This is a genomic window from Klebsiella sp. 10 (assembly GCF_018223925.1).
GTDB classification, from domain to species: Bacteria; Pseudomonadota; Gammaproteobacteria; order Enterobacterales; family Enterobacteriaceae; genus Klebsiella; species Klebsiella pneumoniae.
The window spans coordinates 246,313-271,947 of sequence record NZ_JAGRRB010000005.1 but is presented as its reverse complement, the minus strand read 5'-3'; the positions used below and the strand labels follow the sequence as shown (position 1 = coordinate 271,947).

Annotated in this window: 22 protein-coding genes and 1 pseudogene; 13 read left to right on the top strand and 10 right to left on the bottom strand. The window is 57.4% G+C overall.

The genetic code is table 11. The features are described from left to right. Positions 1-42: 42 nt before the first annotated feature. Positions 43-135 (top strand): annotated as a pseudogene (locus tag KHQ26_RS07140) (IclR family transcriptional regulator); the annotation flags it as partial. A 109-nt stretch (positions 136-244) separates the two neighbouring features. Next, complete coding sequence (locus tag KHQ26_RS07135; protein ID WP_002922360.1) at positions 245-730, top strand: 4Fe-4S dicluster domain-containing protein; 486 nt, start codon at positions 245-247, stop codon at positions 728-730. A gap of 42 nt (positions 731-772) precedes the next feature. On the opposite strand, the gene avtA is transcribed toward KHQ26_RS07135, so the two are convergent. Continuing rightward, the gene (gene avtA / locus KHQ26_RS07130) at positions 773-2,029 is read right to left on the bottom strand and encodes a valine--pyruvate transaminase (protein ID WP_211777869.1); all 1,257 of its coding nucleotides are present in this window, start codon (positions 2,027-2,029) and stop codon (positions 773-775) included. A 170-nt stretch (positions 2,030-2,199) separates the two neighbouring features. Next, on the bottom strand, positions 2,200-4,233 hold the full coding sequence (locus KHQ26_RS07125; protein ID WP_020804944.1) for an alpha-amylase: 2,034 nt from the start codon (positions 4,231-4,233) through the stop codon (positions 2,200-2,202). 314 nt (positions 4,234-4,547) lie between these two features. Here KHQ26_RS07125 and KHQ26_RS07120 point away from each other — a divergent pair, with 314 nt between their 5' ends. Continuing rightward, entirely contained in the window at positions 4,548-5,366 is an 819-nt protein-coding gene (locus KHQ26_RS07120; RefSeq protein ID WP_004188166.1) for a protein bax, read from the top strand. A 38-nt stretch (positions 5,367-5,404) separates the two neighbouring features. Here the strand turns inward: KHQ26_RS07120 and xylR are convergent, their stop codons facing one another. From xylR to xylF, 4 genes are all read right to left on the bottom strand, one after another. Further along, positions 5,405-6,583 carry a D-xylose utilization transcriptional activator XylR gene (gene xylR / locus KHQ26_RS07115; RefSeq protein WP_002922351.1) on the bottom strand — a complete coding sequence of 393 codons (1,179 nt, stop codon included), beginning with the start codon at positions 6,581-6,583 and terminating at the stop codon, positions 5,405-5,407. Between the two features lie 232 nt (positions 6,584-6,815). Next, the gene (gene xylH / locus KHQ26_RS07110; RefSeq protein WP_020804941.1) at positions 6,816-7,997 is read right to left on the bottom strand and encodes a xylose ABC transporter permease XylH; all 1,182 of its coding nucleotides are present in this window, start codon (positions 7,995-7,997) and stop codon (positions 6,816-6,818) included. Further along, complete coding sequence (locus KHQ26_RS07105) at positions 7,975-9,516, bottom strand: xylose ABC transporter ATP-binding protein (RefSeq protein ID WP_002922346.1); 1,542 nt, start codon at positions 9,514-9,516, stop codon at positions 7,975-7,977. Before KHQ26_RS07105 ends, xylH begins: the two co-directional genes overlap by 23 nt. Positions 9,517-9,580: 64 nt before the next feature. Continuing rightward, positions 9,581-10,576: a D-xylose ABC transporter substrate-binding protein gene (gene xylF / locus KHQ26_RS07100; protein ID WP_004152040.1), complete on the bottom strand. Its 996-nt coding sequence runs from the start codon at positions 10,574-10,576 to the stop codon at positions 9,581-9,583. A 494-nt stretch (positions 10,577-11,070) separates the two neighbouring features. Between xylF and xylA the strand changes: the two genes are divergently transcribed. The 4 genes from xylA to yiaA all read left to right on the top strand — a co-directional run bounded on the left by xylA (position 11,071) and on the right by yiaA (position 14,958). After that, the gene (gene xylA, locus KHQ26_RS07095) at positions 11,071-12,393 is read left to right on the top strand and encodes a xylose isomerase (protein ID WP_002922139.1); all 1,323 of its coding nucleotides are present in this window, start codon (positions 11,071-11,073) and stop codon (positions 12,391-12,393) included. 92 nt (positions 12,394-12,485) lie between these two features. Next, entirely contained in the window at positions 12,486-13,940 is a 1,455-nt protein-coding gene (gene xylB, locus KHQ26_RS07090; RefSeq protein WP_004150156.1) for a xylulokinase, read from the top strand. A gap of 168 nt (positions 13,941-14,108) precedes the next feature. Then, a complete protein-coding gene (gene yiaB / locus KHQ26_RS07085) occupies positions 14,109-14,480 on the top strand; it encodes an inner membrane protein YiaB (RefSeq protein ID WP_002922133.1) in 372 nt (123 codons plus the stop codon). A 31-nt stretch (positions 14,481-14,511) separates the two neighbouring features. Beyond that, positions 14,512-14,958, top strand: coding sequence for an inner membrane protein YiaA (yiaA, locus tag KHQ26_RS07080; protein WP_004188180.1), 447 nt, complete (start codon positions 14,512-14,514; stop codon positions 14,956-14,958). Between the two features lie 26 nt (positions 14,959-14,984). Here yiaA and KHQ26_RS07075 read toward each other — a convergent pair whose 3' ends face one another. Beyond that, on the bottom strand, positions 14,985-15,980 hold the full coding sequence (locus KHQ26_RS07075) for an acyltransferase (protein WP_016946692.1): 996 nt from the start codon (positions 15,978-15,980) through the stop codon (positions 14,985-14,987). 179 nt (positions 15,981-16,159) lie between these two features. On the opposite strand from KHQ26_RS07075, the gene KHQ26_RS07070 reads away from it, so the two are divergent. The 5 genes from KHQ26_RS07070 to KHQ26_RS07050 all read left to right on the top strand — a co-directional run bounded on the left by KHQ26_RS07070 (position 16,160) and on the right by KHQ26_RS07050 (position 21,977). After that, positions 16,160-16,459, top strand: coding sequence for a YsaB family lipoprotein (locus KHQ26_RS07070; RefSeq protein WP_002922129.1), 300 nt, complete (start codon positions 16,160-16,162; stop codon positions 16,457-16,459). 127 nt (positions 16,460-16,586) lie between these two features. Next, positions 16,587-17,498, top strand: a complete 912-nt coding sequence (glyQ, locus tag KHQ26_RS07065) for a glycine--tRNA ligase subunit alpha (protein WP_002922128.1) — start codon at positions 16,587-16,589, stop codon at positions 17,496-17,498. A gap of 9 nt (positions 17,499-17,507) precedes the next feature. Further along, positions 17,508-19,577 (top strand): glycine--tRNA ligase subunit beta, encoded by a 2,070-nt coding sequence (glyS, locus tag KHQ26_RS07060; protein ID WP_002922127.1) that lies wholly within the window; start codon positions 17,508-17,510, stop codon positions 19,575-19,577. Positions 19,578-19,903: 326 nt separating this feature from the next. After that, a complete protein-coding gene (gene hokA / locus KHQ26_RS07055) occupies positions 19,904-20,056 on the top strand; it encodes a type I toxin-antitoxin system toxin HokA (protein ID WP_002922102.1) in 153 nt (50 codons plus the stop codon). A gap of 301 nt (positions 20,057-20,357) precedes the next feature. Continuing rightward, positions 20,358-21,977, top strand: coding sequence for an ATP-binding cassette domain-containing protein (locus tag KHQ26_RS07050; RefSeq protein ID WP_020805571.1), 1,620 nt, complete (start codon positions 20,358-20,360; stop codon positions 21,975-21,977). A gap of 98 nt (positions 21,978-22,075) precedes the next feature. Here the strand turns inward: KHQ26_RS07050 and cspA are convergent, their stop codons facing one another. The 3 genes from cspA to KHQ26_RS07035 form a co-directional block, all read right to left on the bottom strand. Next, positions 22,076-22,288, bottom strand: a complete 213-nt coding sequence (gene cspA / locus KHQ26_RS07045; protein WP_000014594.1) for an RNA chaperone/antiterminator CspA — start codon at positions 22,286-22,288, stop codon at positions 22,076-22,078. A gap of 251 nt (positions 22,289-22,539) precedes the next feature. Continuing rightward, entirely contained in the window at positions 22,540-22,830 is a 291-nt protein-coding gene (locus KHQ26_RS07040; RefSeq protein ID WP_002921931.1) for an HTH-type transcriptional regulator, read from the bottom strand. Positions 22,831-23,075: 245 nt separating this feature from the next. After that, positions 23,076-24,431 (bottom strand): MFS transporter, encoded by a 1,356-nt coding sequence (locus KHQ26_RS07035; protein WP_020802000.1) that lies wholly within the window; start codon positions 24,429-24,431, stop codon positions 23,076-23,078. Positions 24,432-24,871: 440 nt separating this feature from the next. Between KHQ26_RS07035 and KHQ26_RS07030 the strand changes: the two genes are divergently transcribed. Beyond that, positions 24,872-25,582, top strand: coding sequence for a DUF3053 domain-containing protein (locus tag KHQ26_RS07030; protein WP_002921929.1), 711 nt, complete (start codon positions 24,872-24,874; stop codon positions 25,580-25,582). The last annotated feature ends 53 nt before the right edge of the window (positions 25,583-25,635 follow it).

Genomic DNA, 25,635 nt, shown 5'->3' with positions numbered 1-25,635 from the left:
TCATTAACGTCGGCTCCCCGGCGGACTTCGTGCCGGGGAGCTGGCGAAAAGAACTTGTTAAAACCACTACGTGAGACCGCCGAAGCAATTTCGCGTGAGCTGGGTTTCACGGTGCGTGAAGCGTCAGGCAAATGACCACATCCTGCCGGCCATCTGACAAAAAACAGCGCTGATTCCATTCAGGATCAAAGCGCGGGCAGGGGATATTCTGGCACCCTGCGGTTTTATCCCCAGGGAGCAGAGGATGAACCAGTTTCTTATTGCCAATGCCCAGCGGTGCATCGGCTGTCGTACCTGCGAAGTGGCCTGCGCGGTGGCGCACCAGCAGGCGCAGGATGTCGCCGCCCTGTCGACGAACCATTTCGCGCCGCGTATCCGGGTGGTGAAAAGCGGTGACATATCGACGGCGATGGCCTGTCGGCAGTGCGAGGATGCGCCCTGCGCCAGCGTTTGCCCACAGGGGGCGATTCAGCGCGACAATGACGTCTGGTGGGTCGACCAGCGGCGCTGCATCGGCTGCAAAAGCTGCATGGTGGCCTGCCCGTACGGCGCGATGACCGTTACGGTAATGAACCAGCAGGCGCAGGCGTTGAAATGCGATCTATGCCATCACCGCGCCGAAGGACCGGCCTGCGTGGCCGCCTGCCCAACGCAGGCGCTGCGGGTGATGGTTCCCGCGGAGCTGGAAGCGCTATGCGCGCAAAAACGCCAGCGGCTGGCGCTGGCGTGAATGGGGTCGCTGACGAACGTTACCCGCCCGCGGCGTCAGAGATTATGTTTCCTGTTCGCGCCAGGCAAATTCAACCTCTTCGGCGAGGATTTTCACTCCGGCTTCGATTTTTTGCGGGTCCGGTACATAGTTCATGCGCATACACTGGTGGGTGTGCGGCCACGGTTTATCCAGACCAGGGAAGAAGTAATCCCCCGGCACCATCAGCACGCCGCGCTTTTTCAGCCGCTGATACAGCAGCTCGGTGGAGATCGGCAGATCCTTAAACCACAGCCAGAGGAAGATTGCCCCCTCCGGTTTGTGAATAAGGCAGCGCTCCTCCGGCAGATAGCGGCGAATAATGGCGATGGTTTCCTGCACCCGCTGGTAATAGAAGGGCTTGATCACCGTCTCTGACAGGCGCAGCAGATCCTGTCGTTTAATCATTTCGCACATCATTGCCGGCCCGATGCCGCCAGGGGCGAGGCTAATAATGCCGTTCATGTTGCTGATGGCGGTGATGATTTTTTCGTTGGCGATGATAATCCCGCAGCGGCTGCCCGGCAGGCCCAGCTTGGACAGGCTCATACACAGCACGATGTTCGGATTCCACAGCGGTCGGGCGTCGCTAAAGATAATGCCCGGGAACGGTACACCGTAGGCGTTATCAATCACCAGCGGGACCCCGTGCTGATTCGCCAGCGCATCCAGTTTGATCAGCTCTTCATCAGTGATGACGTTGCCGGTCGGGTTGGTGGGGCGCGAGACGCAGATCATCCCGGTCTCTTCCGTCACCTGCAGATGCTCAAAATCAACATGGTACTTAAACTGGCCTTCCGGCAGCAGTTCGATGTTCGGCCGGGTGGCAACGAACAGATCCTCTTCCAGACCGGCATCGGCGTAGCCGATATATTCCGGCGTCAGTGGGAACAGTACCTTACGCGTGGTGCCATCTGCCCGACGGCCTGCAAACAGATTAAATAAGTAGAAAAATGCGCTCTGACTGCCGTTTGTTAGCGCAATATTCTGTGGTTCGATCTCCCAGCCCAGCTCGTCGCGCAGCATGTTCGCCAGCAGAGCCAGCAGCTCGCTTTTGCCCTGTGGACCATCATAATTACAAAGCGCATCAAGGGCTTTGCCATTATCCAGCATGTCGGCCAGCAGCTGCTGGAAGTAGTCATTCATTTCCGGGATCTGAGCGGGGTTGCCGCCGCCCAGCATAATAGCGCCCGGCGTGCGCAGACCGTCATTAAGGTCTTCCATCAAGCGGGTGATGCCTGAATGACGGGTGAATTTGTCGCCGAAAAGGGAAAATGTCATCGCGAATAGTCTATCGGTGGTTCTGGAAAGTGGCTAACCATAACGCCAGCGCTGGCGTGGTGCAAATCGGCGGGAGGAGGCGGGTTTTTATCTTTATCCTGTATATTGCTATTTTGTTAGCATTTTGTTCTAAATGGTGGCTCCCCGCAGGGCGGAGAGCCACCTGTGGATTACTGCTGCTGGCCGGCCCAGATGACCATCACTTTGTCTTCACCGCTCTCACGCACGAACCCGTAACCACGTGGCATCGACAGCGTTGTCTGTTTGCCCATGCCGATTGCCGGATGGCGAGCGCGGAACTGGCCGATCTTCTGCCAGTGGGTAACGCTGCGGGCCGCCTTGCCGTTGACATCCTGCCAGTTCATCTCCGAGCGGGTACCCTGCAGCGGGTCCGAGCCGGTGGGGCCGAACGGGCGCGATGATTCGTCGCCATAGAAAATCTGCACGGCGCCAGGGGCCAGCAGCAGTAGCTCCGCCGCGGTGGTGCCGCCTTCGCGGAACAGCCGCGTATCGTGCGAGGAGAGGTAGCTCAGGACGTTAAAGCTCTGCAGCTTGTCCGCCATTTGCTGCCAGGTGAGGTCAATATTGGCCATACAGGTCGCCGCTTTCGCCGCCTGGTCCTGGTAGTCGAAATTGATCATCGCATCAAAACCGTGGCGATAATAATCGCTCTGCATCACTCCATGTCCCCACGCTTCGCCGGTCATCCAGAACGGCGCCGCATCCAGCGCTTTATCCGGATTGGCTTTCTTCCACTCCGCCAGCGCGGCGGTGGCCTGGGTTTTTAACTGCTGCCAGGCGTCCATCTCCACATGTTTGGCGGTATCGACGCGGAAGCCATCGATGCCGTAGTCACGTACCCACTGGCTCAGCCAGTGTGTCAGATAGTCGCGCGGCGTATAGCCCGGGATCGCTTTCGCTGCGGTGTCTGGTTTATGGTTATAGAAGTTCGGCAGGCCTGAGACCTCCTTCGATTCGGTTTTCAGGTCCGGCAGGAAGGCCAGCGACATGGTGAGATCGTCATAGCCCGGATTGTCGTAATCGCCGATATCGGTGCGGATCCACTTCTTACCCCACCATTTCTCCCACCCGGCTTTGTCGCTGAAGTTGATATAGTCGTTAAAGCTGTGCCAGGTCTGTCCCGCGCCCGGCTTCCAGTCCGTCCAGCGCTCGCCGAGAGTTTTTTTCAGCTCATCGCCTTGCAGATACAGGGAGCCGAACTGGAACTCCTGCATGTCGGCCAGGGTGGCGTAGCCGGCATGGTTCATCACCACGTCGAACAGAATACGTATTCCGCGCTTATGCGCTTCATCCACCAGTCGGCGGAGATCCGCTTCGGTCCCCATGTTGGCGTCCAGTTTCGACCAGTCCTGGGTGTAATAGCCGTGGTAGGCGTAGTGAGGGAAATCGCCCTTCGTGCCGCCGCCGACCCAGCCGTGGATCTGCTCGAGCGGGGAACTGATCCACAGGGCGTTAACTCCCATCTGCTGCAGATAATCCAGCTTGCTGGTTAATCCCTGCAGGTCGCCGCCGTGGAAGGTGCCGATCTCCTGCATGCCGTCTTTATGGCGACCATAGCTGTTGTCGTTGGCCGGGTTACCGTTTACGAAGCGATCGGTCAGGACGAAGTAGACGGTGGCATTGTGCCAGTCAAACGGCGCCGGGGCGGCGGTCTCGGCGCGCTCGAGTAGCAGCAGGCCATTGCTGCCGAAGGCGGGCTGCAGGGTGATTTTGCCGCCGCTGACGGTCGCGACATTACCGCTGTAGAAATCGCGGACCTTGCTGCCCTCGGCGAAGGTTTTGCTGACGTCGATGGTCAGCGGTTTTCCGTCCCACTTCGGACACTGGCGGATCTGCGGCGTCGCGGCGCTGGTCTCTTTTTCCTCCAGCGAAATCATCATCGTTGGCGTGCCGGAACGGGTATCCACCTCCAGGGTATACAGACCCTGGCGGAAGATGCGCCATTGCGGCGGTGTGCCGCGACAGGGCTCCATGGACAGCATCTGGTTGAGCTTAATGCCGCCGGAAGGCTGCCAGCACTGCTGGTCAAAATTTAGCTGCAGGGGACGTGTACCCTTCTCAACCACTTTCTGGCTGATGAATCGGCCGGTCCCTTCTTCGGTAAAAGCAGGAAAGTCGGTGGTAGTCCAGGCGGCAAAGGCCATCCCAGGCACGAATAACGTGGCAAGCGCAGCGAGTTTCATTGCGAGATCCTGTGAGCGGTTTTTATCTAGTGTGCCTTGTCGCCGCGCGGGTGAACTCATCCTGACGCGCGTTTTACCAGGAGGATGAAAAGGGGTGAGTGACACCGCTCAAAAAATAGGCTAAAAATGAGACGAAGCTAGCATTTTCGCGCTGGCGATGCGCCGCAGAAACCGATTTCAGATGACAGCAATTCGGAATTGGACTATTTCTGTTGATGCCCTCAGTGCGTATTTTTGATACTATTAGCGATTCAGCTATCGTTTTTTTGTGAAAAACAAGGTGTTGGAATGCATATATCCGACCAGGAGACCTGATGATATCGAATCCCATACGACGATATGGGGCCGCCATACTTATGTTACTAACCTGCATCTTTTCAGGTAGTGTGTTGGCGACAACGCACACAGCGACAAAGAGTCATAAAGCCCCAACGGTAAAGAAGATAAGTAGTACTAAGGTAAGCAGTAAACAAGAGTATTCTCGCAATAGTGTAAAGAGCAGTTCACTTCCTGACTTGCGAAAATACCCTTCCGGAACACCAAGGAAAAAAGCGTTTCTCCGGACGGTCATGCCTTATATTACCAAGCAGAATCAGGCGATTACTGCGGATCGTAACTGGCTTATTTCCAAGCAGTACGATGCTCGCTGGTCACCGACTGAGAAGGCGCGCCTGAAGGATATCGCTTCCCGTTATAAGGTGAAGTGGTCAGGCAATACGCGTCATGTGCCCTGGAACGCGCTGCTTGAGCGTGTCGACATTATTCCGAACAGCATGGTGGCGACCATGGCGGCGGCGGAAAGTGGCTGGGGTACCTCCAGGCTGGCGCGCGAGAATAACAACCTGTTCGGCATGAAGTGCGGCGCCGGTCGCTGCCGCGGCGCGATGAAAGGTTACTCGCAGTTTGAGTCGGTAGAGCAGTCGGTGCAGGCTTACGTAACAAACCTGAACACCCACCCGGCCTATTCTTCTTTCCGCAAGTCGCGCCTGCAGCTGCGCAAGGCGGATCAGGAAGTAACTGCCAGCACCATGATCCATAAGCTGAAGGGGTATTCGACCAAAGGGTCGAGCTACAACAACTATCTCTTCGCGATGTATCAGGACAATCAGCGGCTCATCGCCGCCCATCTGTAATCCGGATGCCCGGCCTTGTCGCCGGGCATTTTTTTACCCTACAGCATCACCTCGCTGTGCCGATCGCGGTACTCCTTCGGCGTCACGTCGTACTCCTTCTTAAACACCGAATAGAAATATTGCAGCGACGGATAGCCGCACATCTGCGAAATCTCATTGATCGACAGACTAGTGGACACCAGCAGGCTGCGCGCCTTTTCCAGTTTTTCGCTGTGGATCACCGTGTGGATGGTCTCCCCGACCTCCTCTTTGAAGCGTTTTTCCAGATTAGAACGAGAGATGCCCACGGCGTCGAGCACCTGTTCCACCTTGATGCCTTTACAGGCATTGTTGCGAATGTAATGCATCGCCTGTATCACGGAGGGATCGTTTAACGACCGGTAGTCGGTGGAGCGTCGCTCAACGACGCGCATCGGCGGGATCAGCTGGCGCTGCAGCGGGAGGGCCTCGTTATTCAACAGCCGGTGGAGTAATTTTGCCGCCTGATAACCCATCTGGCGGGTGCCCTGGGCGACAGAGGAGAGGGCGACGCGAGAGAGATAGCGGGTTAGCTCCTCGTTATCGATGCCGATAACGCACAGTTTCTCTGGCACCGGGATATGCAGCAGCTCGCAGGCCTGCAGGACGTGGCGGGCACGGGCGTCGGTGACGGCGATGATGCCGGTTTGCGGCGGCAGGGTTTGCAGCCAGTCGGCGAGCCGGTTTTGCGCGTGCTGCCAGTTCTCCGGCGCTGTCTCCAGCCCCTGGTAGACCACGCCGCGATACTTCTCCTTCGCGACCAGCTGGCAGAAGGCATACTCGCGCTCTACCGCCCAGCGTTTACCGCTGGAGGCGGGGAGTCCGTAAAACGCGAAGCGGTGCACCCCTTTTTCCTTCAAATGGAGAAAAGCGCTTTCCACCAGCGCGGCGTTGTCGGTGGCGATATAGTGGACCGGCGGGTACTGCTCTGGCTGATGATAAGATCCGCCGACGCCGACGATGGGCACGTGGACATCGGCCAGCAGCTTTTCGATTTCGGGATCGTCATAGTCGGCGATAACGCCATCGCCCAACCACTCTTTGATGTTTTCGATGCGTGCCCGAAAGTCCTCTTCAATAAAGATATCCCATTCCAACTGGGAGGCCTGCAGATACTCGCCGACACCTTCAACTACCTGGCGGTCATAAGCTTTGTTGGCGTTAAATAACAGCGTAATACGGTGACGCTTTTCAAACATAGATAATGTTCCTGCTCTAACCCCGGTCATACCCCTTCATTCAAGATGTTGCCGATGGCCTGACTTACCACTCATCCCGGCCACGTACGCCGGTACGCGGCCGGGGGCGCCGTCTGCAACCCGAATGATGTTGGGTATACACTACCGGCTAATGCCCGAGATATTTCAAGCGCCTTATGGCGAAGTTTGGCGGTAGCGCAAAGAATTCAGACATTCTTCAGAGAGTCTCTGCTTATGCGCGCCGCTTGGTGGCAGAGTCCATCCACACCGCCAGCAGCAAAATGGCGCCTTTAACGATATATTGCCAGAAGGTGGCGACGTCCATCATGCTCATGCCGTTATCCAGGGCCGACATAATAAACGCCCCCATTACCGCCCCGGCGACGCTGCCGATGCCGCCCGCCAGGCTGGTGCCGCCGATGACGCAGGCGGCGATGGCGTCCAGTTCGGCGATATTGCCCGCCGAAGGCGACCCCGCGCCGAGCCGTGAGCTGAGGATTAGCCCGGCAATGGCGACCATCAGGCCGTTAATGGCAAACACCGCCAGCTTGGTACGCTCGACGTTAATCCCGGACAGACGGGCCGCCTCCAGGTTGCCGCCGATGGCGTAGAGGCGGCGACCAAAGGCGGTGCGGGTGGCCATAAACAGGCCCGCCAGCAGCAGGGCGGCGAGGATCAGCACCGGGGTCGGTACGCCGCGATAGTCATTGAGCAGCCAGATTGCGCCTAGCACAATCACCGCGGTAATGGCCTGGCGGCCGACGGCGGCGGTGGAGGACGAGGTCGCCAGACCTAACGCCTGCCGGCGCATCCGCCCGCGCCACTGCCAGACGATAAACACCGCCATGCCGACAACGCCGATGCCGAAGCCGATGCCGTCTGGCAGGTAGCTTTGGCCGATCTGCGACATCGCCGGGCTGGTGGGCGAGACGGTGGTCCCGTTGGTGATGCCGATCAGAATGCCGCGAAACGCCAGCATCCCGGCAAGGGTGACGATAAACGAGGGCACTTTGCGATAGGCTACCCACCATCCGTTCCACGCGCCGAGCAGCAGGCCCATCACCAGCGTCACCAGAATGGTGAGCGGCAGCGGCCAGCCGAGCCAGACGTCAAAGATCGCCGCAGCGCCGCCCAGCAGCCCCATCATCGAGCCAACGGACAAGTCGATTTCTGCCGAAATAATCACAAACACCATGCCGACGGCGAGGATGCCGGTGATGGCCGTCTGCCGCAGCAGGTTGGAGATATTGCGTGCGCTCAGGTAGGCGCCATCGGTAACCCAGGTGAAAAACAGCATAATGACGACGATGGCGGCGATCATCACGAAGACCTGGAGATTCAGCCCCTTCAGCGCCGGCAGGGCCGCGGGGGCGGTTGGGGTGAGTTTGATTTCAGACGACGTGTTCTTCGACATGGCGTTCGCTCCTCAGCGCGGCTTCCATCACCTGTTCCTGGGTCAGATGTTGATTAACCAAATTGGCTTTTAGTCTGCCTTCGTGCATGACCAGCACCCGATCGCTGAGACCGAGCACCTCGGGCAGTTCGGATGAAATGACAATGACCGCGATGCCCTGCTGCACCAGCTGGTTAATCAGTTTATAAATTTCATACTTCGCCCCGATATCGATGCCACGGGTGGGTTCGTCGAGGATCAGAATGCGCGGATTGAGCAACAGACAGCGCGCCAGAATCGCCTTTTGCTGGTTGCCGCCGCTCAGACGGCCAATCGCCAGCTCCGGCGAGGAGGTTTTAATTTTCAAACGCTGAATGGACTGCTGAATGCAGTGCTGCTCGGCGGCGTCGTCCAGGCTACTCATTGCGCCGGTGAACTGGTTGAGCGCCGCGAGGGTAATGTTTTTGCCCACCGCCATCACCGGCACGATGCCGTCTTTTTTGCGGTCTTCCGGCACCATGGCGATGCCGTGGGCAATGGCCTGCTGGCAGTTAGAGATGCTCACCGGCTGGCCATCAATAAAGATCTCCCCTTGCCAGCGCCCCGGCCAGACGCCGAACAGGCACTGTACCGCCTCGGTACGTCCGGCGCCGACCAGCCCGGCGATGCCGAGGATTTCTCCGCGACGCAGGGAAAATGAGACGTCATTGACCCGTTTAATATGGCGGTTTACCGGGTGCCAGGCGGTTAAATGTTCAACCCGCAGGATCTCCTCGCCGTGGGCGTGCGGCTCGCTGGGATAGAGCGCGGTGAGCTCGCGGCCGACCATCATGGTGATGATATCGTCTTCGCTCATGCCGCTGGCATCGCGGGTGCCGATGTGCTGGCCGTCGCGGATCACGCAGATCGTATCGGAGATCGCTTTGACCTCATTGAGCTTATGCGAGATATAGATGCAGGCGATATCGTGGTTTTGCAGATCGCGAACGATCGCCAACAGCGTCGCGGTTTCTTGTTCGGTTAAGGAGGCGGTCGGTTCGTCGAGGATCAGCAGGCGAACCTGTTTATTCAGCGCCTTGGCGATCTCCACCAACTGCTGCTGACCAAGGCCGAGGTCGCCGACGCGGGTATCGGGGGAAATGGGCAGATTGACCTGCGCCAACAGCTTCTGACAGCGCAGCGTCATGGTTTCATAATCCAGCAGACCATGGCGGGATATCTCGGCGCCGAGGAAAATATTCTCCAGCACGGTGAGATGTTTCACCAGCGCCAGCTCCTGATGAATAATGGCGATGCCTTTGCGTTCGGTATCGCGAATATGGTTTGCCTGCAGCGTTTCGCCGGCAAAAATAATCTCGCCCTCATAGCTTCCGTGCGGATAGATACCGCACAGCACCTTCATCAGCGTCGATTTCCCCGACCCATTTTCACCGCATAACGAGACCACCTCGCCTGCGTTCAGGCGCAGGCTGACGTTATCCACGGCTTTAACAGCGCCGAAGGTTTTGGTGATGTTCTTCATTTCGAGTAGCCAGGTCATAAAGACTCCGCAACAGTGATATCCGGCGGGATGAAAATGACGCCCCGCAGCGGGGCGTCAGCCATTACAGTTCACTCTTTTTATGGAAACCGTCTTTAATCACCGTGGCGTCGATATTCTCTTTATTTACCTCAATTGGCGTTAACAGGCGCGAAGGGACGTCTTTTAAGCCGTTATTCAGCGTGGTATCGGCCTTCGGCTGCTTATCGTTACCCAGCTCAACGGCGATTTCAGCGGCGTTGGTGGCCAGGGTGGTAATCGGTTTATAGACGGTCATCGTCTGGGTACCGGAAATAATGCGCTTCACGCCCGCCAGGTCGGCATCCTGACCGGAGATCGCCACTTTGCCGGCCAGCCCCTGGGCGGTTAAGGCCTGGATGGCGCCGCCGGCGGTGGCGTCATTGGAGGCGACCACGGCATCGATCTTGTTATTATTCGCCGTTAGCGCGTTTTCCATTATTTTCAGCGCGTTCTCCGGCAGCCAGCCGTCAACCCACTGATCGCCGACAATCTTAATTTTGCCATCATCGACATACGGCTTGAGAACCTTCATCTGTCCGGCGCGGAACAGTTTAGCGTTATTATCCACCGGCGAACCGCCCATCAGGAAATAATTACCCTGCGGCACTTTGTCGACCAGACTTTGCGCCTGCATTTCACCAACTTTTTCATTATCGAAAGATATATAGAAATCAATGTCGGCATTATTAATCATACGGTCATAGGCCAGGACTTTAATACCTTCCTGCTTGGCTTCTTTAATAACGTTACTGAGTACCTGGCCGTTATAAGGAATAATGACTAACACATCGACGCCGCGGTTGATCATGTTTTCAATTTGCGACATCTGCGTTTCTTCATTGCCATTAGCGGACTGGACAAAAACTTTGGCGCCTAAGGATTCCGCTTTATTGACGAAAATATCACGGTCTTTCTGCCAGCGCTCCAGACGCAGATCGTCGATGGCCATGCCAATCTTCACTTCTTTCGCCATCCCCGCCATGCTGGCGAGCAGGAGGGAGCTGGCGCAAAGCGTAAGGCAAAGGTTCTTTATCTTCATAATAACGATACCTTTTTTGTAAGGGTAGGTAAGACGAACGGAAAATAATGTTTGATACATGAGGTTGCGGATACGTTACAGATTCTTAACGCGGAAAGCAGGGCTGGCAATTACCGGTTCTTATTTTGCCGTTATGAAATTTCGTTTAATGTGCAAATTATGACGGCGATCGTATTTTATTCATGCACGCTCTTATTATTGCACTGGACTGTCTCTGACAGAGCGGCGCAACGGCGACTGGATATTATTTTTGCGAGCTGGCGCACGTTTGTGGATTCTCTCAATGGCGGTGTGAAATAACGTAATTGAGGAAAATGAAAGCGAAATTCTATATTGGCTTAAACCCGTCATACTTCAAGTTGTAGGTGGGTTGGTGACATTCGTTGCTCCGCCCCTGGTTACCGGGGACTTGCGCTCCTGCCGCCTTCCTGCAACTCGAATTATTTAGGGTATCTGATTGGTTATTCGCCGCATCTCTGAATATGGAGTTCTCTATGCAGACCTATTTCGATCAACTCGATCGCGTTCGTTACGAAGGCCCGAAATCCACTAACCCGCTGGCTTTCCGTCATTACAACCCGGATGAACTGGTGCTGGGCAAACGGATGGAAGATCATCTGCGTTTTGCGGCCTGTTACTGGCACACCTTCTGCTGGAATGGCGCCGATATGTTTGGCGTGGGCTCCTTTGATCGTCCCTGGCAGCAGCCTGGCGACGCCCTGGAGATGGCCAAACGCAAAGCCGATGTGGCGTTCGAATTCTTCCATAAACTCAACGTGCCTTACTACTGCTTCCACGACGTTGACGTCTCGCCGGAAGGCGCTTCGCTCAAGGAGTACAGCAATAACTTCGCCCGGATGGTCGAGGTGCTGGCTGAGAAACAGCAGCAGAGCGGCGTGAAGCTTCTGTGGGGGACCGCAAACTGCTTTACCAACCCGCGCTACGGCGCCGGCGCGGCCACCAACCCGGATCCGGAAGTATTTAGCTGGGCGGCCACCCAGGTGGTCACCGCCATGAATGCCACCCATCAACTGGGCGGTGAAAACTATGTGCTGTGGGGCGGTCGCGAGGGCTATGAAACCCTGCTGAATACCGACCTGCGCCAGGAGCGTGAGCAGATTGGCCGCTTTATGCAGCTGGTGGTGGAGCATAAGCATAAAATCGGCTTTAAAGGCACGCTGCTGATTGAGCCCAAACCGCAGGAGCCGACCAAGCATCAGTATGACTATGATGCCTCTACCGTTTACGGCTTCCTCAAACAGTTTGGTCTGGAAAAAGAGATTAAACTGAATATTGAAGCTAACCATGCCACGCTCGCCGGCCATTCGTTCCATCATGAAATTGCGACGGCCATTGCGCTGGGGCTGTTCGGCTCCGTTGACGCCAACCGCGGCGATCCGCAGCTGGGCTGGGATACCGACCAGTTCCCGAACAGCGTCGAAGAGAACGCGCTGGTGATGTATGAAATCCTCAAAGCGGGCGGCTTCACCACCGGCGGGCTCAACTTTGATGCGAAAGTGCGCCGGCAGAGCACCGACAAATACGATCTGTTCTATGGTCATATTGGCGCGATGGATACCATGGCGCTGTCGCTGAAGGTCGCGGCGCGGATGATCGAGGACGGCGAACTGGATAAGCGCGTGGCCAGACGCTACGCCGGCTGGAACGGTGAGCTGGGGCAGCAGATCCTTAACGGGCAGATGACCCTGAGCGATATTGCCCAGTATGCCGCTCAGCATCAGCTGGCGCCGCAGCATCGCAGCGGCCAGCAGGAACAACTGGAAAATCTGGTCAACCATTATCTGTTTGACAAGTAATCATGCGGCGGCGCCCGGGGTGACCGGCGCCGCAACCAGGATGCTCTGTTCGCGCCACGCTCAGCCGTGGCGCGCGTTTAAGGAGAGGGAGTATGTATATCGGCATCGATCTGGGGACGTCGGGCGTCAAAGCCATCCTGCTCAATGAGCAGGGTGAGGTAGTGGCATCGCATACCGAAAAACTCACCGTCTCGCGTCCGCATCCGCTGTGGTCGGAGCAAGATCCCGAACAGTGGTGGCTGGCGACGGACACGGCGATGAAAGCCCTGGGCGCGCAGCATAGCCTGCGCGACGTGAAGGCGCTGGGCATTGCCGGGCAGATGCACGGCGCCACCCTACTGGATAAATCGTTACAGGTGCTGCGTCCGGCCATTTTATGGAATGACGGCCGCTGCGCCGAAGAGTGCCAGCTGCTGGAAGACAAAGTCAGCGCTTCCCGGCAGATCACCGGCAACCTGATGATGCCGGGCTTTACGGCGCCGAAGCTCTTATGGGTACAGCGCCACGAGGCGGCAGTGTTCAGCCAGGTCGATAAAGTGCTGCTGCCCAAGGATTATCTGCGCCTGCGCATGACCGGCGAGCTCGCCAGCGATATGTCTGACGCCGCCGGCACGATGTGGCTGGACGTCGCCCGGCGCGACTGGAGCGACGAGATGCTCGCCGCCTGCGATCTCAGTCGGGATGCGATGCCAGCGCTGTTCGAAGGCAGCGACGTCACCGGGCAACTGCGACCTGAGGTGGCGCAGGCGTGGAATATGCCGCCGGCGCTGGTGGTGGGCGGCGGGGGCGACAACGCCGCGGGCGCGGTCGGGGTCGGCATGGCCGATGCCGGTCAGGCGATGCTGTCGCTGGGCACCTCAGGCGTCTACTTCGCCGTCAGTGAAGGGTTCCTTAGCAAACCCGAAAGCGCGGTGCACAGCTTCTGCCATGCCCTGCCGGGCCGCTGGCATTTGATGTCGGTGATGCTCAGCGCGGCCTCCTGTCTGGACTGGGCGGCAAAATTAACCGGTCTCGCCAGCGTGCCGGCGCTGATCGCGGCGGCGCAGACGGCGGATGAAAGCGCCGGTCCGGTGTGGTTCCTGCCCTATCTGTCTGGCGAACGCACGCCGCACAACAACCCGCAGGCTAAGGGCGTCTTTTTTGGCCTGACGCATCAGCATGGGCCGGCAGAGCTGGCGCGGGCGGTGCTGGAAGGGGTGGGCTATGCGCTGGCGGATGGTATGGACGTGGTGCACGCCTGCGGCATCAAGCCGCAGAGCATCACGCTTATCGGCGGCGGGGCGCGCAGCGCTTACTGGCGGCAAATGCTGGCGGATATCAGCGGCCTGCAGCTCGATTACCGTACCGGGGGCGATGTCGGCCCGGCGCTGGGGGCGGCCAGGCTGGCGCAGCTGGCGGTTCACGACGAGGCAGACCGCCCCGGGCTGCTGAAGCCGCTGCCGCTTGAACAAGCCCATCGCCCGGACGATCGCCGTGTGGCCCACTATGCGCCGCAGCGGGAAACCTTCCGCCAGATTTATCAGCAACTGAAACCGCTGATGTCTTAGCCTCAGTCCGTCCGGCAGCGCCGGGCGGATTCCCTTCCTGAATGTCCCGGCTACATCCATCCATAAATGCGTATTTATTTATTCCGAAATCTCCGCATTGTCGTACGTAATCTGAGGCATCGCCGAGGGAGTCGGTCATAATCAGCCCCTGTCGACCAGGGAGGTGAGATGATCACAAAACGCAATATTGCCAGGGGGATGATGGCGACAGGATCGCTGGTTTATCTGCTCGGTATCTGGCGGACCTGCCCGCTGTTCAGCGGCAAAGGGTATTTTCTCGGCGTGCTGGTGATGGGGATGTTTGCTGTTCTCGCCCATCAGCGCGCCAGTCAGTGGCAGGAACAGGACGACGGTTTTATTGCCTTATGCCGGCTGGTGCTGCTGCTATCGGTCGGCCTGCTGCTGGTCGGCGCCTGGTATGTACCGGCAGACTGGCATGAAAAAGCCGTCTATATCGCGGCATGGTTTGTCTGCTTATATGGCGCATCGGCAACCCCCGAACGGACCCGCATCGCCCGCGCGATGCAAAAAACGGAATAAGCGCCGCCCCGAGGCGCGTAAAAGGTAAAAAGTGATGGAAAACAAGCACGCGACGTATTCTCCTGCGTTTCATTTGATCTCCTGGATTGCCCTGATCGGCGGCATCGTCACCTATCTGGTGGGGCTGTGGAATGCCGATATGCAGTTGAATGAGAAAGGCTATTATTTTGCCGTCCTGGTACTGGGGCTGTTTGCCGCGGCATCTTATCAAAAGACGGTGCGCGATAAGTATGAAGCCATTCCGACCACCGCGCTGTACTACACCACCTGTCTGGTGGTCTTCGTTATCGCTGTAGGTCTGCTGGTTATCGGACTGTGGAATGCCACTCTGCTGCTCAGCGAGAAAGGGTTCTATGGGCTGGCGTATTTTTTGAGCCTGTTTGGCGCTGTTGCGGTACAGAAAAACGTGCGTGATGTCTGGGACCCGACGCGCTTACGGGAACCTCTCAGCGTGACGGAAGAGGGGCCTGAGACGTAAGTCGGGCCCCTCCGGGCGGCGGACCGTTAGCTGACCAGCCGGCGGCTATCAATCCGCTGCACCAGGCCTGACAGCAGCAGGCTGCCGAGCAGGGCGGCGCTAAATATCCACACAATATCCAGCAGCGGCCAGCGGGATAGCTCCAGATGGCTGGCGCGCAGCGCATGCACTATCAGGGCATGAAAGCCGTAGATCCCCAGCGAATGTCGCGCAATGCAGGCGATACCGGGCAGGGGACGCGCGTTAAGCCAGTTTTTGGCCAGCGTCAGCAGGGTGACCGCGCAAACAAACACCGCCGGTCCGCAGTAGAGATACCAGGTGTCGCCGAAGTCTCCGCGCCAGCGCAGCTCATGCAGCGTGCCGCGGGAAATGACCCACACGGCGGCGATGAACAGCGCGGCGCAGAGCGGTGTTAGCCATTTTTTATCGGTGTCCAGGGTGCCAATGGCTCTGCCCAGCACGCCGTAGAGCACGTAGTAGAAGGTGTCGCCGTTGATATAAAGGTTGACTGGCAGCCACTCAATCCCGGCGGCTTTAACGCTGACCATATTGGGGTTGGCCAGAATGCCGAGGATCGCCATCAGCGCCAGCAGCATTGTGCTACTGGTGGACTTAACCTGAAGCAGCGGCGAGAGCAGGTAGATGACGGCGATAGCAAAGAAAAACCACAGGTGGTAGAAGACGGGCTTCTGCAGCAAATTCTTTAACGACAGCTCGACGTTGATATGGGTAAACAGCGTGATATACAGCAGAGATAGCGCGCTATAGAACGCAATGCACAGGCCAATCCGCCAGAAATGGCGCGGCTGGGCGCTGCGTTCCCCAAAAAAGAGGTAGCCCGAGATCATAAAAAACAGCGGCACGCTGACGCGGGAGGCGGAATTGAGCAGATTGGCGATATCCCATTGCAGCAGGGTAATCGCATGGGGGTGAGTGATATACCAGCTGGTGCTGTGGATCATCACCACCATCATGCAGGCGATGCCGCGCAGGTTGGTGATCCAGTGTATCTTTTCTTGCATCAGTCCCTCAATGTCTGCTGGCGAAATAAGATATGACCTGCCCGGTTTCCCGGTGTCGCAATAGATTAGTCTGAGTTTTCGGTCACAGACTTGTCGCAGTTTCATGATATTCGCAAAATACCTGTAATACTGAATCTTTAGGATAACAACTTGCTAACAAGGCGGTGGAGGAGAACGTGGTGAAAGGTGTTGTTTCCGTCATGCTGGTGCTGCTCCTCGCGGGCTGCAGCGAGACCGTCTCCCCGCCGACGCAAAAAGCGCAGCGCGCTCGTATTACGCCGCAAACCACGCTCAATATGGCGCAGCTTTGCAAGGATCAGGCGGCTATCCGCTATAACACGCAAACGCAGCTCGTTGACGTGAACCACTTTGAACAATTCCAGGCGAGCTATGAGCTTTCTGGCCGTACCGGCAAGAATGAGCGTTTCATCTGTTCCTTTGACCCGGACGGCCAGTTTATGCATCTTTCGATGCGCTGAATCGACCCCGCCTGGCGTAAATTTCGTCCGTTTTCCTGAAACAACGCCGTTTCGTACTGTATATCTCGCAGCCAGCGGGTATACTGACTCCTTCCTTTAAATCCACACGTATCCAGCACGAAATCATATGCAAAAGTTTGATACCAGGACCTTCCAGGGCCTGATCCTGACCTTACAGGATTACTGGGCTCGTCAGGGCTGCACCATTGTTCAACCACTGGACATGGAAGTCGGCGCCGGCACCTCTCACCCGATGACCTGCCTGCGCGCGTTAGGACCGGAGCCGATGGCGACCGCCTACGTACAGCCTTCCCGTCGTCCAACCGATGGCCGCTATGGCGAAAACCCGAACCGTTTACAGCACTACTATCAGTTCCAGGTGGTGATTAAACCCTCTCCGGACAACATCCAGGAGCTGTACCTCGGGTCGCTGAAAGAGCTGGGTATGGACCCGACTATCCACGACATTCGCTTTGTCGAAGACAACTGGGAAAACCCGACGCTGGGCGCCTGGGGTCTGGGCTGGGAAGTGTGGCTCAACGGCATGGAAGTGACGCAGTTCACCTACTTCCAGCAGGTCGGCGGCCTCGAGTGTAAGCCGGTGACCGGCGAGATCACCTACGGTCTGGAGCGTCTGGCGATGTACATCCAGGGTGTGGACAGCGTCTATGACCTGGTCTGGAGCGATGGCCCGCTGGGGAAAACCACCTACGGCGACGTGTTCCACCAGAACGAAGTGGAGCAGTCCACCTATAACTTCGAATATGCCGACGTCGACTTCCTGTTCACCTGCTTCGAACAGTATGAGAAAGAGGCCCAGCAGCTGCTGGCGCTGGAGACCCCGCTGCCGCTGCCGGCCTACGAGCGTATTCTGAAAGCGGCTCACAGCTTCAACCTGCTGGATGCGCGTAAAGCCATCTCCGTCACCGAGCGTCAGCGCTATATCCTGCGCATTCGCACCCTGACTAAAGCAGTGGCGGAAGCGTACTACGCTTCCCGTGAAGCGCTCGGCTTCCCGATGTGCAACAAGAATAAATAAGAGGCGGCCATGTCTGAGAATACTTTTCTGGTGGAAATCGGCACTGAAGAGCTGCCACCAAAAGCGCTGCGCAGCCTGGCGGAATCTTTTGCTGCGAATGTGACCGCGGAGCTGGATAACGCTGGCCTTGCGCACGGTAAAGTGGAATGGTTTGCCGCCCCGCGTCGTCTGGCGCTGAAGGTGGCCAACCTGGCGGCGGCGCAAGCCGATCGCGAAGTGGAAAAACGCGGCCCGGCTATTGCCCAGGCGTTCGATGCCGAAGGCAAGCCAAGCAAAGCGGCCGAAGGCTGGGCGCGCGGCTGCGGTATCACCGTCGATCAGGCCGAACGTCTGACCACGGACAAAGGCGAGTGGTTGCTGTATCGCGCCCATGTGAAGGGCGAAAGCACCGAAGCGCTGCTGCCGAACATGATTGCCAGCTCGCTGGCGAAGCTACCGATCCCGAAACTGATGCGCTGGGGCGCGTCTGACGTCCACTTCGTGCGTCCGGTACACACGGTGACTTTGCTGCTGGGTGACAAAGTGATCCCGGCCACTATCCTCGGTATTCCGTCCGATCGCGTGATTCGCGGCCATCGCTTTATGGGCGAGCCGGAGTTCACCATCGACCATGCCGACCAGTACCCGCAGATCCTGCTGGAGCGCGGTAAAGTCATCGCCGATTACGAACAGCGTAAAGCCAAAATCAAAGCTGATGCGCAAGAGGCGGCGCGTAAGATCGGCGGTCAAGCCGATCTGAGCGAAAGCCTGCTGGAAGAGGTCACCTCGCTGGTGGAATGGCCGGTGGTGCTGACGGCGAAGTTCGAAGAAAAATTCCTCGCGGTGCCGTCTGAAGCGCTGGTTTACACCATGAAGGGCGACCAGAAGTACTTCCCGGTCTACGACAACGCCGGCAAACTGCTGCCGAACTTTATCTTCGTGGCCAACATCGAGTCCAAAGATCCGCAGCAGATCATCTCCGGTAACGAGAAGGTGGTCCGTCCGCGTCTGGCCGATGCCGAGTTCTTCTTCAATACCGACCGTAAAAAACGTCTGGAAGATAACCTGCCGCGTCTGGAAACCGTGCTGTTCCAGCAGCAGCTGGGCACCCTGCGCGACAAGACCGATCGCATCCAGGCGCTGGCGGGCTGGATTGCCGAACAGATTGGCGCTGACGTGAACCACGCAACCCGCGCGGGCCTGCTGTCCAAGTGCGACCTGATGACCAACATGGTCTTCGAGTTCACCGACACCCAGGGCGTGATGGGGATGCACTACGCGCGCCATGACGGCGAAGCGGAAGACGTGGCCGTGGCGCTGAACGAGCAGTATCAGCCGCGATTTGCTGGCGACGCGCTGCCATCTAATCCGGTGGCCTGCGCGGTAGCGATTGCCGATAAGATGGACACCCTGGCGGGTATCTTTGGTATCGGTCAGCATCCGAAAGGCGATAAAGACCCGTTTGCGCTGCGTCGCGCCGCGCTGGGCGTGCTGCGTATCATCGTTGAGAAGAACCTGGATCTCGATCTGCAGACGCTGACCGAAGAAGCGGTTCGTCTGTACGGTGAGAAGCTGACCAACGCCAACGTGGTTGATGATGTGATCGACTTTATGCTGGGCCGCTTCCGTGCCTGGTATCAGGACGAAGGCTACGGCGTCGACACGATCCAGGCGGTACTGGCGCGTCGTCCAACCCGCCCGGCGGATTTCGATGCGCGTATGAAGGCGGTATCGCACTTCCGTACTCTGGAAGAGTCCTCCGCGCTGGCGGCGGCAAACAAACGTGTCTCTAACATCCTCGCGAAATCCGATGAGACGCTGAACGACATCGTTCACGCTTCGGTGCTGAAAGAAGCGGCGGAAATTAAGCTGGCGGGTAATCTGGTGGTGCTGCGCGACAAGCTGCAGCCGTATTTCGCCGCAGGCCGTTATCAGGATGCGCTGATTGAGCTGGCCGCGCTGCGCGAGCCGGTGGATGAGTTCTTCGAGAACGTGATGGTTAACGCTGAAGACAAAGATGTTCGCATCAACCGTCTGACGCTGCTGTCCAAACTGCGTGAACTGTTCCTGCAGGTCGCGGATATTTCTCTGCTGCAGTAAGCGTATCGGAAATAATAAAAGACCTGCCTCAGGGCAGGTTTTTTTATACGTGAAATATGAATAGGTGAACCGTTAATAATTCTGCCATTGATATCTTCATTATTTGCATTCATCGAGAAGAAAAGTTTTAGGAATATATAAACATAATTCCGAGAGGTATTTACGCTAGAATGGCGGCGGGTGCTTGAGACTGTGTGTCTCAGGTATTCAGCGGGAGACAGACAGAGAAAAGCCCCACCTGATAGTAATCAAAGTGAGGCTCCCCTATGCATGAACACCATAAGAGTAGCCTCTTACTTGTTGAAAATCAACACTGGAGGCGAGGAATGCCGCAAAAGTATCTGTTGTTTGGCTTAGTAGTGATTTGCTTCACTATTTTATTATTGACCTGGATGGTTCGTGATTCGCTATGTGAATTACAGCGCAGGCAGGGAAATATTGAGCTGGTGGCATTCTTAGCCTGTGATATTAAACAGTAAGAGCATCTGGTGGGGATCTATCCCCACCATGCTTGCGGTGTCAGGCATTCTCAATGCACCCTTTCATTGTTCACCAAATAAATCCTTTGCCTCCTGATATCAGGAGGCCTTTTTATTTTTACACGGTCGTTGAATTAAACGGGCTTGAAATTCATAGCGGAGTGTGGCTATCCTATGTCCCGACGAATCCCTCGTCTCACCGGAGCGCGCCCCACAAATGAACAAACACGACTGATGAATTTCACGCCTTACCTCGCAGACGTTGCGGGTAGGGGAGTATTGATTTCATTCAGGAGTGCTTATGGCTCATTGCGCCCACATCCCCGCTTTTGTTTTACATCAGGTCACCTGTCAGTTTGCGACGGGGCAGACCCTGTTTGGTCCGCTCAGCGTCTCGCTGGAACCGTCCCTTTGCGGCCTGGTCGGCCGGAACGGCGTCGGCAAGACGCGTCTGCTGCGTCTGCTGGCGGGCCTTGATTCTCCTGCCGGCGGCCATATTGAGCGCGCCGCCGCCGTTGCCTGGGTAGCGCAGCAGCCGACGCTCACGCCGGAGACCACCCTCGCTACGCTGCTGGGCTATGCGTCGGTTTTTGCCGCCTTGTCTCGCCTTGAACAGGGCCAAGGGCTGGCCGACGATTTCGATCTGTTAGATGGTCACTGGGATCTCACCGATCGCCTGAGTTTAGCGTTCCGTGAAGCCGATCTCCCGCCGTTCTCTGCCGATCGCCCCGCGTTTTCACTCAGCGGCGGCGAGCGGATGAAGGCTCTGCTGTGCGGCGCCTTCGTCTCGGGCGCCGATTATCTGCTGCTGGATGAGCCTACCAACCATCTGGACCGCCAGGGGCGGGAGTGGCTCTATCACCAACTGGAAAGCTGGCAGGGCGGGGCTCTGATCGCCAGCCACGACCGCGAGCTGCTGACGCGGATGCCGAGGATTATTGAGCTGACGCCGACGGCGCTGCGCAGCTACGGCGGCAACTATGCTGAATATCAGCGCCAGCGTATGGCGGAGCAGCAGGCCGCGCGCGCGGCGCTGGAGCATGCCGTGACCGACCGACGGCGCACCCGCGCGCGAATGCAAAAGGAGCATGACGCCGCCCAGCGGCGCTCGGCTCAGACGCTGCGTACCGTTGATACGCTAAATATCGCCTCCTTCGAACGCGTGAAGTACAAAGGCGCGGCAAAAGAGCGCCCGGGAGCGCTGCGCCGTCAGCATCGTGAACAGAACAGCAGTCTGAATGCCGCCGTGCAGCAGGCGCGGGAGCGGATAGAAGACGACAATCCGGTGATGTTCACCCTGCCGGGTAGCGAAGTGGCCGCCGGCAAGCAGGTGCTGGTGGTGGAGTCATTACAGCTCGACCATGCGCCGGCTGCGCCGCTGAACTGGCGTATCGATGGTCCGATGCGCATCGCGCTAAAGGGGCCAAACGGCTGTGGCAAAACCACTTTGCTGAAAACGCTGTTGGGGCTGGAGCAGGCCGCGTCAGGCGATGTCCGGCTTTCGGTGAGCGCCGCTTACCTCGATCAACATCTGACGCAGCTGGATTTATCCCTGTCGGTAATGGCGCACCTGAGCCTGGAAGATACCCCGTTGGATGAGGGCCTCCTGCGCACCCGCCTGGCGCAGCTCCAGCTGGGCGCGGATAAGGTCACTCTGCCGCTGTCGGCGCTCAGCGGCGGCGAGCGCCTGAAAGCGGCGCTGGCGTGCGTGCTCTGGCGACGCGAGCCTGCCCAACTGCTTTTGTTGGATGAGCCGACCAACCATCTCGATTTAGCATCGACGCAGGCTATTGAAAGCGCGCTGGCGGCGTTTCCCGGCGCGATGCTGGTGGTGTCGCATGATGAGGCGTTTTTACAAGGTCTGAAGCTGACCCATAGTCTGGCGTGGCGGGAGACGGGCTGGCACTTTTCCCTGCTCTGAATGCCCAGTAGCCGCCATCTTATGCTGGCGGCTACTGGCGACAGATAAAAAAAATCCCCGCCATCAGGCAGGGATTCTCGATTCTTAGCGGCTTGAACTTACAGAGAAGTTACGTTGCCAGCTGCCGGGCCTTTAGCGCCGCTTTCGATGGTGAAGGATACTTTCTGACCTTCGTCCAGGGATTTGTAGCCATCGTTCTGGATAGCAGAGAAGTGTACGAACACGTCTTTAGAGCCATCGTCAGGAGTGATGAAGCCGAAGCCTTTGTCAGCGTTGAACCATTTTACGATACCAGTCATTTTACCGGACATAGTGAATTACCTTTAAAAAAATAAGTGAGCCTTGCGGCGTAGGGGTCTGGACTACAGATTTAAAGCGATAAAGGGAAAGTTCACTACGGGGGTATCTTTGGATAACCTTAGAAGGACTGCTCTATTCGACTGCTCTGTGGTCTGTACATCAAACCTGCGAGCATTAACGCACGTTCAGCACCTGATAGCAAACTTTTTTTACGGTGCAGCGGCAAAAGCTCCCTTACTGGCCTTTGCCGCTGCGCGCGAGATTAATCGAGTAATTGTCGTGAAAGCTGTGGATTGGCCTGAATCAGGCGCATCAATTTCAGCTCGGTGGGAGACGGTCTGACCCGTCTCGACTCCCACTCTCTTACCATGGCGACGCTCACGCCCATGACGTTGGCAAAGTCGTCAATCTTAAGTCCAGTGCCTTTACGCAGCTGTTCAAATTCACTAAATACAGTGGACTTACGGTTTGAGGTAAGTTTCTGATTATCATCCTTAAAAACGATGTGTTCCAGGCTGCTCAGCAGTTCAAACACGGGATCTTTATATTCCATTGAGAACTCCTTTTATCACACAGCGGAAAAGATTTTTCTATAGCTCATTAAGAATAGTCAGAAAATGGCGCAAGGGATGGTAACGTCGGTGATTATTTGCCAACAGGCTATCGAATCTGCCCCGACAGCCAAACGGCAGCGTAGCCTAAAAGAATGATTATTAACGCGATGAGGTGGCTTCGAAAATTTTTGTAAACGGATAAGAAAAAAGCGGCAAAGCCGGCGCGGGGCGCCGGCTTATAGGGTTAGGCTTTCTGCAGGCTTCTCGCCTCATCTGTCGTCGCCGGCACGGATTTACTGACCCGGTACTTGATCAGCAGCGCAAAGGCTGACAGGAACGCCGGGATGGCCAGCAGGGTGAAGATGGTTTCAAAGGAGAGCTGAGCCTGCATCAGGAAGGCGCCGCTGAACGCGCCGAGGATGCCGCCGAAGCGGCCGATACCCAGCATCCAGGCGACGCCGGTGGCGCGCCCCTGCGTCGGATAGAAGCCAGCCGCCAGCGCCGGCATCGACGACTGCGCGCCGTTCATAATGCTGCCGGCGATAAAGACCATCACTCCCATTAGCGCCAGGCTGCTGGTGGAGAAGCCCACCAGGCAGACAAAAACGCCGGTCAGCAGCCAGCCGACGGCCACCACTTTATTGGGGTTAATCTTGTCCATCAGGGCGCCGAGGATCAGCACGCCAATCCCGCCGCCGAGCGGGAACAGGGCGGTGATAATTGAGGCCTGACTCATCGAGGCACCGGTTTCACGGATGAGCAGCGGCAGCCAGCTGGTCAGCAGATAGAAAATCAGCAGGCCCATAAAGTAGGTCAGGCACAGCATCACGGTACCCACCGCGTAGCGAGGGGAGAAAATGACGCCGATCGCGGATTTCTCTTTCACCTGGCCTGCTTCGCGTAGTACAAATTCCACTGCCTTCGGCAGCGGTGCGATACGGCGCAGGATAGCAGCAATGCGCTGCGCCGGGTGCTGCTTCACCACCAGATAGCGGACGGACTCTGGCAGCAGGAATATTAATGCCACCGCCAGCAGGAGGGGCATCACGCCGCCCAGCACCAGCACGCTCTGCCAGCCATAGTGCGGGATCATCCAGGCGGATAAAAAGCCGCCCAGCGAAGATCCCATCGGAAAGCCGACAAACATCAGGTTCACCAGCAGCGCCCGACGGCGCTCCGGCGCATATTCACTCATTAGCGTCGCGGCATTCGGCATCGCCGCGCCAAGGCCCAGACCGGTCAGGAAGCGCAGCAGCGTCAGCTGATTAAGGCTGGTGGCGAAGGCGGTGAGCAGGCTGAATCCGCCGAACACCACGATCGACATGATCAGCACTTTTTTGCGGCCGATGCGGTCAGCCAGCGGCCCTGCGGTTAAGGCGCCGACCGCCAGACCCACCAGCGCGGCGCTCATCACCGGGCCGAGAGCCGATTTTTCCACGCCCCACTCTTGCACCAGGTCGGAGGCGATGAACCCGATAATTGCGGTATCGAACCCGTCCATCGCGACGGTGATAAAGCAGAGCGCAAGGATCATCCACTGGTAGCGGGTGAAGGGGTGCTCGTTGATAAAGGCCTGAATGTCGATGGTTGTCTTAGTCATACGGCTTTCCTGGCAGACTGAGCGAGGGACAGAGGTTTATTATTATCGTCGCCTTCGCGTCGTTGAGTTTGATTTGTGCGATAATCGAACATATCGCCGTTAATCGCTCATTCATCAAATCATTGAAGTGCGAGGCAGGCAATCCAGACGCGTGCCAAAGCGTGCGATTATCGTCCGCTTTAAGGCGCAGTGCCGGGTTGTGGCTTTTTATTTATATTAATATCAATGACTTATTAAGTTCTGGCCCACCTGATCTTAAGACCATATTTGTGATGCGCATAACAGACGTTCTACAGCGCGACGATGGCGTGCAAAATGGTGTTTTTCCCGCGTAAGATTAGCAGGAAAGGGTATCCTGCGAGGCCGAGCTGGACTATCCTTGTCAGCGTCTGGCACGTGTGTGCCGTTGTGCGCTTTTTTTGGCTGAAAGGAGTAAAAAAATGGCGACAGGAAAGTCCTGCTCTCGCTGGTTTGCGGCTATGGCGGCCTTATTGATGGTGGTTAGCCTGAGTGGGTGTTTTGATAAAGAGGGCGATCAGCGCAAAGCGTTTATCGACTTCCTGCAGAATACGGCGATGCGTAGCGGTGAACGTCTGCCGACGCTGACCGCCGATCAGAAAAAACAGTTTGGGCCTTTTGTCTCTGACTACGCGGTGATCTACGGTTACTCGCAGCAGGTGAGCCAGGCGATGGACGCTGGTCTGCGCCCGGTGGTGGACAGCGTCAATGCGATCCGCGTCCCGCAGGATTATATGACCCAGCGTGAGCCGCTGCGTCAGGCGAACGGCGCGCTGGGCGTGCTCAGCCAGCAGCTGCAGAATGCGAAAATGCAGGCCGATGCCGCGCATGGCGCGCTGAAGCAGGCTGACGATCTCAAGCCGGTCTTCGATCAGGTTTACGCCAAGGTGGTGACGGCGCCAGCCGACGCGCTGCAGCCGCTGATCCCGGCCGCGCAGATCTTTACCCAGCAGCTGGTTCAGGTTGGGGATTTTGTCGCTCAGCAGGGGACGCAGGTGAGCTTTGTCGCCAACGGCATTCAGTTCCCGACCTCCCAGCAGGCCAGCCAGTACAATGCGCTGATTGGGCCGCTGGCGGCGCAGCATCAGGCGTTTAATCAGGCATGGACGGCGGCGGTGAACGCCACCCGTTAATGCTTCATCTGGCTGACGTTGGCTGCGGCGAACGGGCAGGATGATGGACAGGA